Here is a 12774-nt window from a genome sequence, read left to right as displayed (position 1 = left end):
GGAACTTCGAAGATCACCGCTGCCAGGGCCCGAGCCCGGCAGCTCACACTGGAGGTACAACGATGCGACGTACTCGTTGGATCGTGCTCGGCGGGTGTTTCCTCGCCTACCTGTTCGATGCCCTGGAGATCGTCCTGCTGTCCATGGCGCTACCGTCCATTCGCGAGGACTTGGGCCTGACGATCACCCAGGGTGGGCTCCTCGCTACCGCCACCCTGGTCGGCATCGGCGTCAGCAGCGTCTTGGGCGGTTATGTGGCCGACAACTTCGGTCGCAAGAAGGCACTGCTCGCCTCACTGGCCACCTTCGGCGCCTTCACCGCGGCGATCGCGGTCGTGCCGAACTTCGAGCTGTTCCTGCTGCTGCGGTTCCTCGCCGGTATCGGGCTCGGCGCGGTGTGGAGCGTGGTCTCGGCGTATGTGGTCGAGACCTGGCCGGAGAAGCACCGTGGCCGCGCGGCCGCGTTCGTGATCAGCGCCTTCCCCGCCGGCGGCGCGATGGCCGCCACCATCTCCGGCTGGTTCCTGCCGGATTGGCGGCTGATGTTCCTGGTGGCGGGCACCGCGGTGGTGCTGCCGATCGCGATCGTGGTGATCTTCTTCGCCGAATCCGCCAGCTGGGCGGCGCAGAAGGCAGGCAATGCGGGCGACGTCGTCTCGGTGCGCGATGTCCTCGGCTCCTCGCTGCGCCGCCGAACCCTGCTCGGCACCCTCATGGCGGCGCTGGCGCTGTTCGGTTACTGGGGAGCGATGACCTGGCTGCCCACCTACCTCACCACCGAGCGTGGGTTGCCGTCGACCTCGGTGGCCCTGTTCGTCACGATGGTGAATCTGGGAATGTTCGCCGGCTACAACGGTTTCGGTTACCTCGCCGACCACATCGGCAGGCATCGCACGATCATCATCACTTTGCTCGGCGTCGCGCTGACGCTGCCGATCTACGCGCTCACCACCCAGGAGACCGCCCTGTTGTGGATGGGACCGCTGTTCGGCGCGTTCACCGCCTTCTTCGGCCTCTTCGGCTCCTACCTCGGCGAATTGTTCCCGACCAGGGCTCGCGCCACCGGTGCCGGATTCTGTTTCAACGTCGGTCGCGGCGTATCGGCGCTGGCGCCGTTCGCCCTGGCGGGGCTGGCGGCGAGCATCGGTTTCCAGGGCGGGCTGATTGTGTGCGCGGGCTTCTTCGGCCTCGCCGCGGTGGTGGCATTGTTCTTGCCTCGCAGCAGCACTGTCGCCGATGACCGTCTCGCCCAACCGGTTACCGACCCCCGCGACGACGCACCCGCCACGGTGTGACACCGCTGACCCGGGTCGGTCGACCGGCCCGGATCACGCACCGGCGCCCGACTCCGATCCACCATCTCGACGAGGAAGACACTGCTGTGCCATCGACGATGCAAGCCGCCGTCTATTACGGCGCCCGCGACATCCGGCTCGAAGAAGTCGGCATCCCCACCCCGGGAACCGGGGAAGCGCTCGTGCGCGTGCTGCGATCGGGAATCTGCGGGACCGACGCCTCCGAGTGGACCGCCGGGCCGAAAACCTTTCCCGTGCACCGCCGTCACCCCAGCAGCGGTCACGTCGGCCCCATCATCCCCGGCCACGAATTCGTCGGCGAGATCGTCGCGGCGGACCCGCGATCCGACCTACCTGCGGGCGCCCTGGTCGCCAGCGGTGCCGGGGTCTGGTGCGGGGACTGCAGGCGATGCCGCGAAGGTCGCACCAATCAGTGCGCGCGGTACCGCACCCTCGGACTCAATGTCCACGGCGGCATGGCCGAATACGTTGCGGTGCCGACGAAGACGCTGCGCCCGTTGCCCACCGGGCTGCCGGTGGACCACGCCGGACTCGCCCAGCCTCTCGCCGTCGGCATCCACGCGGCCCGCCGGGCCGGTGCGCACGAGGGCGACAACGTCGTCGTCATCGGCGCGGGCGCGATCGGCTCCTTCGTCCTCGCCGGTCTGCGCCACCTCGGCGACTTCGACATCACCGTCGTCGACTTTCCCGGCAGCCGCCTCGAACGCGCGCGACGCCTCGGCGCCGATCGCACTCTCGTTCCGTCGGAGTCCATCGCGGCCGATGTCGCCGACGCGCTCGGTGGCCGCAAACCCGACGTGGTGATCGAGGCGAGTGGGGCGCCGGGCCAGCTGGCGGCGGCACTCGAGATGGTCGTCGACGGTGGCCGTGTCCAAGCCGTCGGCATTCCCAAGGAGAAGCCCGCCCTCGACCTGCACTCGATGATCTTCCGGGAGGTCACCCTCGACACAACGCTGGCGCACGTCTGCGAGACCGATCTGCCTGCCGCGCTGCACATCCTGGCAGGGCATCCCGTGCTCGGCACCGAATTCGCCGAAGCCCCGGTAGGACTCGCACATCTCGGTGCGTCGCTCGACCGGCTGGCCACGGGCCGGGTGGAAGGCAAAATCCTCATCGATCCCGGAGCCTGACCGCGGCTCACCTCGCCCGGCCGGACCGATGCGCTACGACGTGGCTGTGAACGGGGCGGCCGCGATGATCCAGTTGCTGAATTCGCAGGCCAGGTGCCACTCGTGCTGGGTGATCAGCCGGCCGGGCAGCGTGGCGGGGAACTGCACGGTCAGCTTCGCTTGGAGGGTGCCGTCGCGGTCGCGGAACTGGTGGCGGACACCGCCGATGGCCAGGCCGTCGTCGAGCAGGGCGACACCGGCGATCTGAAGGGGATAGCCGGGGTCGATCGGGATCGTCAGGGAGTCGGTCCGGGTGTAATCGACGACGAAGCGTGAGGCGGCCGGGGATCCGCCGGTGGTCTCGACGACTTCCTGGCGGCCGTCGTCGAGCCCGCGCAGCAGATAGTGGTCCGGGTGCGCGTCGACCATCTCGGTTTCGGCGTTGTGGGCGACGAGGTTGTCGAACCAGGTGGCGAAGAGTTCGGCGGAGCAGCCGGGGACTTCGAGGTGGGTGATGGATTGCTTGGTCCGGCCCCGGCTTGCCGCGATGCCGACGCGCGCCATTCGTTCGGACAGCGCGAGTTCGTGCCGGAGCATCGCGTAGACGCCCGCGTGTCCGAGCCTGGTCTTCATGGTGGTCAGTGCCCCGCGTCGCGCGTCGAGCGGGCCGGCGAGCAGCTCGTCGAGGGTCTGCTCCGGCATGACCTCGGCCATCCCGTAGCCGCCCAGCCGCGAGGCGAACTTCTTCAGGACCGTGTTGGCCCGGCGGGATTCCCATGCCCTGACCTGGTCACGGGACACCTGCTGGTTTCCCACGATCGCGTGGATCTCGATGGGATCGGCCATGGCGATTCTGCCTCTCTCGTTGTGGCTCAACTCGGCGAGTGACGCCTATTGTTAAAGCTAGCACAACTTGCATTAGCGGCCTGGCGGGCGCGCGCCGGTCTCCGGGTGGTCCGCGGCGGTGGGCATCGAGTAGAACGGGTCCATGGTCGAACGAGAGCCCAGCCTGGAGAGCGACTCGCCCCCCGAGCCGCGACGGCGGACCGGCGGGCGCTCGGCCCGGGTGCGTGAAGCCGTGCTCGCGGCGGCGCTGGATCAGGTCGCCGAGCACGGCATCGAAGGATTGACGATCGGCGACGTCGCGGCCCGCGCCGGGGTCGCCGAGACGACGATCTACCGCCGCTGGGGCACCCGCACCGCACTGCTCGCCGACGCCGTCACCGAACTCGCGGCCGTCGGCAACCCGGCACCCGACACCGGAAGCCTGCGATCGGACCTGCGACAGCTCGCCGACCAGATCTCGCACCTGATCTCGCGCCCCGGCATCGCCAGGCTGCTCGGCACGGCCATCGCGCTGTCGGTCGACCCCGAGGTCGCCACCGCCCGCCGCCGCTTCTGGGACAACCGCTTCGAACGCACCGCACCCGTCATCGACAAGGCGGTCGAACGCGGCGAACTCCCCGCAGGCACCGACCCGAGTGAGGTCATCGAAACCCTGTCCGCCCCACTGTATTTCCGCCTGATGGTCACCGACCTACCCCTGGACGACACGTTCGTCACCCGCTGCATCGACCAGACCATCGCCCTGTACGGGAAGACAGACTGACCCGGACCGCCTCCCGACGTGATGGCCCCCGCGACCACCAGCTTGCGGTCAGCGCCGGGATCGAGGCGACGGGCCGCAGTATGGCCCCCCGCGGTGAAATCCAGGGCACAGCGGGCAGGTCTTCGGACTCGCGGGCACCGGCCTGGCTCGGCCGACCTACTGGCCGTCGCTTCCCGGGGGAGGCACCGAGGCCGTTCGGTATCCCGGCCCCTCCGGGTATCGGGGCGCGGATGGCCGTATGCTGTCCGGGCAGCTGGTTCGCCGGTGGCGAGGACGACGGGAGCCCCCGCGCCGCCGCCGGTGTCGACACCTGGCGCGACAGAACTGTCGTGTGGTGGAGAGGGAACCCGGTGGAAATCCGGGACTGTCCCGCAGCGGTGAGCAGGAACGAACGCCGTCAACGGCACTGGGCTACCCATGCCCGGGAAGCGATGGTCAGTAGGTCGGCCCGGGGGAGCCCCGGTCGGCGCCCGCGAGTCCGAAGACCTGCCACTGTGCCGGGCGCGCCGCGTCCGGCGGTCGTCGCCTCGTGGATCGGGCGTACACCGGCGAACTCTCGAATCGTGTTGTGCGAGTGAGGTTCGCTGTGGTGCGTCGCTAGGGCGGCGGCCGTTGCTGCCAGTCGACGGAGAACACATCGTGGCCAAGTTCGCTACCACCGCCCGCTCGGTGAATACCCAGTCTCTCGGTGAGCTCGATCCCGAGTTGGCCGCCGCGATGGCGGGCGAGCTCGCCCGCGAACGCGACACCCTCGAGATGATCGCTTCGGAGAACTTCGTGCCGCGCGCGGTCCTGCAAGCGCAGGGTTCCGTGCTCACCAACAAATACGCCGAGGGCTACCCGGGCCGCCGCTACTACGGTGGCTGCGAAGCCGTCGACGTGGTGGAAACCCTGGCCCGTGACCGCGCCAAGGAACTCTTCGGTGCCGAGTTCGCCAACGTCCAACCCCACTCCGGCGCCCAAGCCAACGCCGCGGTGCTGATGGCGTTGATGAACCCGGGCGAAACCCTGCTCGGCCTGGACCTGGCCCACGGCGGTCACCTCACCCACGGTATGCGCCTGAATTTCTCGGGCAAGCTTTATGACGTGCACTCCTACGGTGTGTCCAAGGAAGATCACCGCATCGACATGGACGAGGTCCGTGACATCGCGGTCAAGGCCAAGCCGAAGGTGATCGTGGCCGGTTGGTCGGCGTATCCGCGGCATCAGGACTTCGCGCGGTTCCGTGAGATCGCCGACGAGGTCGGTGCCTACCTGTGGGTCGACATGGCGCACTTCGCCGGTCTGGTCGCCGCCGGTCTGCATCCGTCGCCGGTGCCCTATGCCGATGTCGTGTCCTCCACCGTGCACAAGACCCTCGGCGGCCCGCGTTCGGGTCTGATCCTGGCCAAGCAGGAATTCGCCAAGAAGCTGAACTCGGCGGTGTTCCCGGGTCAGCAGGGCGGCCCGCTCATGCACGTGATCGCCGCCAAGGCCGCCGCGTTCAAGATCGCCGCGACCGAGGAGTTCGCCGACCGTCAGCAGCGGACCCTGTCGGGCGCCCGGATCCTGGCCGAACGTTTGACCGGCGCCGACGTCAAGGACAAGGGTGTCTCGGTCCTGACCGGCGGCACCGACGTGCACCTGGTCCTGGTCGACCTGCGTAACTCCGAACTCGACGGTCAGCAGGCCGAAGACCTCCTGCATGAGGTCGGTATCACCGTCAACCGCAACGCGGTCCCGTTCGACCCGCGTCCGCCGATGGTGACTTCGGGTCTGCGGATCGGTACCGCCGCCCTGGCTACTCGTGGTTTCGGTGATACCGAGTTCAGCGAGGTCGCCGAGATCATCGCCGCTACCCTCGCGGGCACCTCGGACACCGAGTCGCTGCGGGCGCGGGTGTCCAAGCTGGCTCAGAGTGTCCCGCTTTACCAGGGCCTCGAGGACTGGGCGCTCATCTGAACCGCTGCGCACTGCCCGATGCCGGCCGAGCGAGTACGGGCGAGCCGAGGACACGATGGGGCTGAGGAGACCAATCATGACGACAACCAGTTCGGGGCGGCCGTACTGCGGTGAAACCGGCGGCGGCACCGGCCATTCGGTGGCCGGTAGCCTGCGGATCCACGCCGGCGCGATCGGGCGCGTGCCGTTCTCCGTGGAGTTCAACCCGCCACGCGATGCCACGGGGGAGGCCCGGCTGTGGCGAGCGGTGCGCGAATTCGAGCGGATGCACCCGGCTTTCGTCTCGATGACCTACGGTGCGGGTGGCTCGACCAAGGACCGCACCGTCCGGATCACCGGGGAGCTGGCGCGTGAGACGACGCTGCTGCCCGTGGCGCATCTGACCGCGGTCGGGCACAGCGTCGAGGAGTTGCGCGCGCTGGTCGGTTCCTACGCCGACTCCGGCATCCGCAATCTGCTCGTCCTGCGTGGGGACCCGCCAGGTGACCCACTCGGCGACTGGACCAGGCACCCCGACGGCGTGGAGTACGCCGAGGAACTCGTGCGGATCGTGCGCGATCTGGGTGACTTCCACGTCGGTGTCGCCTCGTTCCCGCAGGGGCATCATCGCTCACCGGATCTGGACCACGACACCCGCTTCCTCGCCGCGAAACTGCGTGCGGGCGCGGAGTATTCGATCACCCAGATGTTCTTCGACGTCGAGCACTACCTGCGGCTGCGCGACCGGGTGGTGGCCATGGACCCGATCGAGGGCGCCAAGCCGATCATCCCGGAACTGATGCCGATCACCTCGCTGCGCACGGTCACCCGTGCCGAGGAGCTGTGCGGTCGCCGGTTGCCGGCCGCGGTCATGACCAGGCTCCGCAAAGCCGCGGGTGATGGACCGGAGGAGAACCGCGCCGCCGTGCGTGCCGAAGGCATCGAGATCGCCACCGAGATGGCGCAACGTCTGATCAGCGAGGGCGCGCCCTGTCTGCACTTCATCACGCTGAACTTCGCCAAGGCGACCAGCGAGGTGCTCACGAACCTCGGCTACGGCGTGACGGCGGCCCCGATCGGCGCCTGACGCGTCGACCACCGGGCTGATCACGCACGGGCAGTTGCTGATTCAGCTCTCGTCGCCGGTCCGGTGGTCCGCGGGCGTGTACGGGACATTGGTGGCCCGGTTGTCGTCGACCCGGATCGAACGGCCGAGCTGGGGGAAGGCGCGCTGCGCGCAGTTGGGGCGCTCGCAGACCTTGCAGCCTGCCCCGATCGGCACGGCCGTCGACTCGTCGTGCAGCGGTAGTCCGCTCGAATAGACCAGACGCTCGGCGTGCGCGATGTCGCAGCCGAGCCCGATCGCGAAATCGCGTTTGGGAGAGAGGAATCCGGGAGTGCTCTCGTCGGTCGTGCGAGCCAGCCACAGATATTTGCGGCCGTCGGGCATCTCCGCGATCTGGGTACGGATCCGTCCCGGCGTGGTGAACGCGTCGTGCACCACCCACAGCGGACAGCTACCACCGACCCGGGAGAAGTGAAAAGCGGTGGCGGACTGTCGCTTCGAGATGTTTCCCGCGCGGTCGGTGCGGACGAAGAAGAACGGAACGCCGCGCTGATTCGGGCGTTGCAGCGTCGAGAGCCGATGGCAGACCGTCTCGAAACCGACCTCGAACGTCGACGACAGCAACTCGATGTCGTAGCGCAGTTCCTCGGCGGCAGCGCGGAACCGGCCGTAGGGCAGGATCAGCGCGCCCGCGAAGTAGTTCGCCAGCCCGATCCGCAGCAGATCCCGTGACTCGGCGGGCATACTCACCGTCGACGTGATGGCCTCGATGGTGTGGCTATGCGACAGGAAGGCGAGCTGCGTGGCGAGCTGGAACGCGCGCTGCCCGGCCGAGAGCCTGCGCGCCAGCACGATGTGCCTGGTCACCGGGTTGTAGACGCGCTTGGGTCCCGGGTCGGCGGGATTGTCGGAGCGGATCGTGACGGTGACGCCGTATTGCTCGCTGAGCAGCCGCGACAATTGCAGGTCGAGCCCGCCGATGCCGAGCCGGTTCTCGGTGAACAGGGCCTCCGCGGCGAGATCGAGTTCGGGGATGTGGTTGCGGCGGTCGTAGAAGAAATCGCGCACGTCCTCGTACGGAGTGACGGCCCCGCCCGGTGGTGACTCGATCCCGGCGGCGAACTGCTCGATCTGCTGGGTGCTGCTGCGCAGCCGGCGATGCAGGCTGACCAGCAATCGAGCCGCGGCGGGGACCCGCACGGTGAGATCGTCCAGTTCGGCGTTGGTGATCGTGGTGGCGTCCGGATCCTCGGCGAAGATGTCGTGCAGGTCGGCCAGCAGTCGCGCGTCGGTATCGGCCGCGAAGAAACCCATGTCCAGATCGAAGGTGGCATTGAGTTTGAGCAGGACCGGCACAGTCAGCGGGCGCTGGTCGTTCTCGAGCTGGTTGATATAGCTCACCGATAGCTCGAGCAATTTCGCCATGGCCGTTTGCGACAGGCCACGCTGGTCGCGCAATGTGCGCAGCCGGGCGCCCGCGTACATCTTCTGCATACGGCCAATCTAGCACCGGCGACTTTCACAACTTTCACAGATTCACCGGTCACGTTCCGCAAATTTAGGCATTTGTGAGGCATTTTGCTGGGGTTCTGTGCTGTGTAACGTGCGAAATGTCCGGTGAATATTCGACGTCTTGGAGGCCACCGCTGTGAAGCATCACCTCGTTCGCACCTACCGTTCCGCTGAGGACTTCCCGCGCACGGAGCACCTGGCCTGGCGGATCGCCGAGGTAGCGGCCGACCCGGTCGCGGTCCCGGCGGACGCCGAGGAGATGATCGTCAACCGCATCATCGACAACGCCTCGGTGGCCGCGGCCTCGATCACCCGCAGGCCGGTCGCCAACGCCCGCGCTCAGGCACTGGCCCACGCGTACGGTCCTGGCGCGACCGTGTTCGGCGTGCCCGGCCGGTTCTCGCCGGAATGGGCCGCCTGGGCCAACGGCGTCGCGGTCCGCGAACTCGATTTCCACGACACCTTCCTGGCCGCGGAGTACTCGCACCCTGGCGACAACATCCCGTCGATCCTGGCCGCCGCCCAGCACACCGGCCGCAGCGGCGCCGACCTGATCCGCGGTCTGGCCACCGGGTACGAGATCCAGGTCGACCTGGTCCGCGCGATCTGCCTGCACGAGCACAAGATCGACCACGTCGCCCACCTCGGCCCCTCGGCCGCGGCAGGCATCGGCACCCTGCTCGCCCTGGACACCGAGACGATCTACCAGGCGATCGGGCAGGCCCTGCACACCACGACCGCCACCCGTCAGTCGCGCAAGGGCGAGATCTCGAGCTGGAAGGCCTACGCACCGGCCTTCGCCGGGAAGATGGCCGTCGAGGCCGTCGATCGCGCGATGCGCGGTGAAGGCGCCCCCTCGCCGATCTGGGAGGGCGAAGACGGTGTCATCGCCTGGCTGCTCGGCGGCCCGAACGCGGAGTACTCGGTGCCGCTGCCCGCACCCGGGGAGGCCAAGCGCGGCATTCTCGACACCTACACCAAGGAGCACTCGGCCGAGTACCAGAGCCAGGCGCCGATCGACCTGGCGTTCCGCCTGCGCGAGCGGGTCGGTGATCTGGACCAGATCGCGACCGTCGTGCTGCACACCAGCCACCACACGCACTACGTGATCGGCACCGGCTCGAACGATCCGCAGAAGTTCGATCCCCAGGCCTCGCGCGAGACCCTCGATCACTCGATCATGTACATCTTCGCGGTCGCCCTGCAGGACGGCACCTGGCACCACGAGCGTTCCTACGCCCCCGAGCGCGCGCAGCGCCCCGACACCATCGAGCTGTGGAACAAGATCTCCACCGCCGAGGACCCGGAATGGACCCGGCGCTACCACTCCACCGACCCGAACGAGAAGGCCTTCGGTGCCCGCGCCGAAATCACCTTGAAGAGTGGTGAAGTCATCGTCGACGAGCTGGGTGTCGCCGACGCGCATCCGCTGGGCGCCCGTCCGTTCGCGCGGGAGCAGTACATCGCGAAGTTCCGCACCCTGGCCGATGGCGTCATCGACCCCGCCGAGCAGGACCGCTTCCTCGACGTCGCCCAGCGCACGCCGGAGCTGACCGCCGAGGAGCTGGGCCAGCTGAACTTCACCGTCTCCGACGAGGTCCTCGCCCGCGCGCCGAAGCTGCCGAAGGGGCTGTTCTGATGAGCGGCCTGCTGGCATCGCCGACCTCGGCCGCCGACAAGCGCAGCGCGTTCAGGGCAGGCCTGGCTTCGGACCGGATCCAGCGCATCCCCGGCGCGTTCAATCCGCTGGTGGCCAAGCTGATCCAGGAGATCGGCTTCGAGGGCGTCTACGTCTCGGGCGCGGTGGTCTCCGCCGATCTCGCGCTGCCCGATATCGGGCTCACCACGCTGAGCGAGGTCACCGAGCGCGGGCGCCAGATCGCCCGGGTCACCGACCTGCCGGTCCTCATCGACGCCGACACCGGCTTCGGTGAGCCGATGAGCGCGGCCCGCACCGTCACCTTCCTGGAAGACGCGGGCATCGCCGGTGCCCACTTCGAGGACCAGGTCAACCCGAAGCGGTGCGGTCATCTCGACGGCAAGGCCGTTGTCCCCGTCGAGGAAATGGTGCGGCGCCTCCGGGCAGCGGTCGCGGCGCGGCGCGATCCGAACTTCGTCATCTGCGCCCGCACCGACGCCGCGGGCATCGAAGGCATCGACGCGGCGATCGACCGAGCGAAGGCCTACACCGACGCGGGCGCGGATCTGATCTTCACCGAAGCCCTGCACACCCCGGCGGATTTCGAGAAGTTCCGTGCCGCGGTGGACATCCCGCTGCTGGCGAATATGACCGAATTCGGCAAGTCCGAGCTGATCCCGGCCTCGACGCTGGAGAAGATCGGCTACAACGCGGTGATCTACCCGGTCTCGACGCTGCGGCTGGCGATGTTCGCCGCCGAGGCCGGGCTGCGCGAGATCTTCGAACAGGGCACCCAGTCCGGTCTGCTCGACCGGATGCAGCACCGCAGCCGCCTCTACGAACTGCTGCAGTACGAGCGCTACAACGAATTCGATTCCGACATCTTCAATTTCGCGCTGAGAAGGGATCAGTGATGACCGACATCGCTGTACCGACCATCTACAAGGGACTCGCCGGCGTCGTCGTAGACACCACCGCGATCTCGAAGGTGGTGCCCGAGACCAACTCACTGACCTACCGCGGCTACGCCGTGCAGGATCTCGCCGCGCACTGTTCCTTCGAGGAGGTGGCCTATCTGCTCTGGCGCGGCGAGCTGCCCAGCCACCTCGAGCTGGAGCGGTTCTGTCAGCAGGAGCGGGCGTCCCGGCGCGCGGATCGGTCGCTGCTGTCGCTGGTGTCGAAGATGCCCGACAACTGTCATCCGATGGACATCGTCCGCACCGCGATCAGCTACCTCGGCGCCGAGGACCCGGCCGAGGACGACAACTCGGCAAAGGCCAACCGCGCCAAGGCTCTGCGGATGCTCGCGGTACTGCCGACCATCGTCGCGGCCGACCACCGGCGTCGCCGTGGCCTCGACCCGATTCCGCCGCACTCGCACCTGGGGTACGCGGAGAACTTCCTGAACATGTGCTTCGGCAGCATCCCGTCGCGGGAGCTGGTCAAGGCGTTCGAGGTCTCGCTGATCCTCTACGCCGAGCACAGTTTCAACGCTTCCACCTTCGCGGCTCGGGTCGTCACCTCGACGCTGTCCGATATCTACAGCTCGGTGACCGCCGCGATCGGCGCGTTGAAGGGTCCGCTGCACGGCGGCGCCAACGAGGCGGTCATGCACGACATGCTCGAGATCGGCGATCCCGCCCTGGCCGAGGAGTGGTTGCGCGACAAGCTGGCCAAGAAGGAAAAGGTGATGGGGTTCGGCCACCGGGTCTACAAGAACGGTGATTCCCGGGTGCCCACGATGAAGAACACGTTCCTCGACATCGCCGCCGCGACCGACGGCGGCAAGTGGGTCCAGATGTACGAGATCCTCGAACGCACCATGAACGAGGCCACCGGCATCAAGCCCAACCTCGACTTCCCGACCGGCCCCGCCTACTACCTGCTCGGCTTCGACATCGAGGTGTTCACCCCGATCTTCGTGATGAGCCGGATCACCGGCTGGACCGCGCACATCATCGAGCAGGGCGAATCCAACGCCCTGATCCGGCCCCTGAGCGAGTACGTCGGGGTGCCGCAACGGTCGGTCGTGGCCTGACCCGCGGCTAGTCCCTCGTCGGCGGTCCGCACCACTGTGCGGACCGCCGTCCCGTTCCGGCGCACCACCCCTCGCGCCCCCGACTCGACAAGGTCGACCGAGCAGATGTTTTCCCAAGTCCTGGTAGCCAATCGCGGCGAGATCGCCATCCGTGCCTTCCGCGCGGCATACGAACTCGGCGCCGGAACGGTCGCGGTGTTCCCACACGAGGATCGCAACTCACCGCACCGGCACAAGGCCGATCAGTCCTACCAGATCGGGGAACCCGGTCATCCCGTGCGGGCGTATCTGTCGATCGAGGCGATCATCGACGCGGCCAAGTCGGCGGGTGCCGACGCGATCTATCCCGGTTACGGGTTCCTGTCGGAGAACCCTGATCTCGCGGCGGCCTGTGAGCGTGAGGGCATCACCTTCATTGGCCCCTCGGCCTCGGTGCTCGAGATGGCCGGTAACAAGGCCACCGCCATCGCCGCCGCCAAGGCCGCCGGGCTGCCGGTGTTGAAGTCGAGTGAGCCTTCCGCCGATATCGACGCGTTGCTGGCGGCGTCGCAGGAGTTCGAGTACA

The 12774-nt window shown here is 67.9% G+C and carries 10 protein-coding genes, 1 pseudogene and 1 riboswitch; of the genes and pseudogenes, 9 read left to right on the top strand and 2 right to left on the bottom strand.

What is annotated here, in order from left to right:
• Positions 1-62 precede the first annotated feature (62 nt).
• Together ACWF82_RS28125 and ACWF82_RS28120 are read left to right on the top strand one after the other, a co-directional pair.
• Entirely contained in the window at positions 63-1295 is a 1233-nt protein-coding gene (locus tag ACWF82_RS28125; RefSeq protein WP_452505961.1) for an MFS transporter, read from the top strand.
• 86 nt (positions 1296-1381) lie between these two features.
• Complete coding sequence (locus ACWF82_RS28120; RefSeq protein WP_452505959.1) at positions 1382-2446, top strand: zinc-dependent alcohol dehydrogenase; 1065 nt, start codon at positions 1382-1384, stop codon at positions 2444-2446.
• A 33-nt stretch (positions 2447-2479) separates the two neighbouring features.
• On the opposite strand, the gene ACWF82_RS28115 is transcribed toward ACWF82_RS28120, so the two are convergent.
• Positions 2480-3271 (bottom strand): hypothetical protein, encoded by a 792-nt coding sequence (locus tag ACWF82_RS28115; RefSeq protein WP_452505957.1) that lies wholly within the window; start codon positions 3269-3271, stop codon positions 2480-2482.
• 142 nt (positions 3272-3413) lie between these two features.
• On the opposite strand from ACWF82_RS28115, the gene ACWF82_RS28110 reads away from it, so the two are divergent.
• From ACWF82_RS28110 to ACWF82_RS28100, 3 genes are all read left to right on the top strand, one after another.
• A complete protein-coding gene (locus ACWF82_RS28110) occupies positions 3414-4034 on the top strand; it encodes a TetR/AcrR family transcriptional regulator (protein WP_452505955.1) in 621 nt (206 codons plus the stop codon).
• 311 nt (positions 4035-4345) lie between these two features.
• A riboswitch (cobalamin riboswitch) is annotated at positions 4346-4526 on the top strand.
• A gap of 147 nt (positions 4527-4673) precedes the next feature.
• Positions 4674-5975, top strand: coding sequence for a serine hydroxymethyltransferase (gene glyA, locus ACWF82_RS28105; RefSeq protein ID WP_452505953.1), 1302 nt, complete (start codon positions 4674-4676; stop codon positions 5973-5975).
• A gap of 76 nt (positions 5976-6051) precedes the next feature.
• Positions 6052-7041, top strand: coding sequence for a methylenetetrahydrofolate reductase (locus ACWF82_RS28100; protein WP_452505951.1), 990 nt, complete (start codon positions 6052-6054; stop codon positions 7039-7041).
• A gap of 42 nt (positions 7042-7083) precedes the next feature.
• On the opposite strand, the gene ACWF82_RS28095 is transcribed toward ACWF82_RS28100, so the two are convergent.
• Complete coding sequence (locus tag ACWF82_RS28095; protein ID WP_452505949.1) at positions 7084-8514, bottom strand: short-chain fatty acyl-CoA regulator family protein; 1431 nt, start codon at positions 8512-8514, stop codon at positions 7084-7086.
• Between the two features lie 154 nt (positions 8515-8668).
• Here ACWF82_RS28095 and prpD point away from each other — a divergent pair, with 154 nt between their 5' ends.
• From prpD to ACWF82_RS28075, 4 genes and pseudogenes are all read left to right on the top strand, one after another.
• Positions 8669-10171 carry a 2-methylcitrate dehydratase PrpD gene (prpD, locus tag ACWF82_RS28090; RefSeq protein WP_452506046.1) on the top strand — a complete coding sequence of 501 codons (1503 nt, stop codon included), beginning with the start codon at positions 8669-8671 and terminating at the stop codon, positions 10169-10171.
• The gene (gene prpB / locus ACWF82_RS28085) at positions 10171-11085 is read left to right on the top strand and encodes a methylisocitrate lyase (RefSeq protein WP_452505947.1); all 915 of its coding nucleotides are present in this window, start codon (positions 10171-10173) and stop codon (positions 11083-11085) included. The genes prpD and prpB overlap by 1 nt, the downstream gene beginning before the upstream one ends.
• On the top strand, positions 11085-12209 hold the full coding sequence (locus ACWF82_RS28080; protein WP_452505945.1) for a bifunctional 2-methylcitrate synthase/citrate synthase: 1125 nt from the start codon (positions 11085-11087) through the stop codon (positions 12207-12209). Before prpB ends, ACWF82_RS28080 begins: the two co-directional genes overlap by 1 nt.
• Positions 12210-12314: 105 nt before the next feature.
• A pseudogene (locus ACWF82_RS28075) lies at positions 12315-12773 on the top strand (biotin carboxylase N-terminal domain-containing protein); the annotation flags it as partial.
• Position 12774: the final 1 nt, after the last annotated feature.

Source organism: Nocardia sp. NPDC055053 (genome assembly GCF_053608285.1).
The sequence above is the reverse complement of the archived record's forward strand: the minus strand, read 5'-3'. Positions and strand labels throughout refer to the sequence as shown.

Coding starts and splice junctions, on each gene's coding strand:
- ACWF82_RS28095 (WP_452505949.1), bottom strand. CDS start 8,514: ATGCAGAAGATGTACGCGGGCGCCCGGCTGCGCACATTGCGCGACCAG.
- ACWF82_RS28080 (WP_452505945.1), top strand. CDS start 11,085: ATGACCGACATCGCTGTACCGACCATCTACAAGGGACTCGCCGGCGTC.
- ACWF82_RS28100 (WP_452505951.1), top strand. CDS start 6,052: ATGACGACAACCAGTTCGGGGCGGCCGTACTGCGGTGAAACCGGCGGC.
- ACWF82_RS28110 (WP_452505955.1), top strand. CDS start 3,414: ATGGTCGAACGAGAGCCCAGCCTGGAGAGCGACTCGCCCCCCGAGCCG.
- ACWF82_RS28115 (WP_452505957.1), bottom strand. CDS start 3,271: ATGGCCGATCCCATCGAGATCCACGCGATCGTGGGAAACCAGCAGGTG.
- prpB (WP_452505947.1), top strand. CDS start 10,171: ATGAGCGGCCTGCTGGCATCGCCGACCTCGGCCGCCGACAAGCGCAGC.
- ACWF82_RS28125 (WP_452505961.1), top strand. CDS start 63: ATGCGACGTACTCGTTGGATCGTGCTCGGCGGGTGTTTCCTCGCCTAC.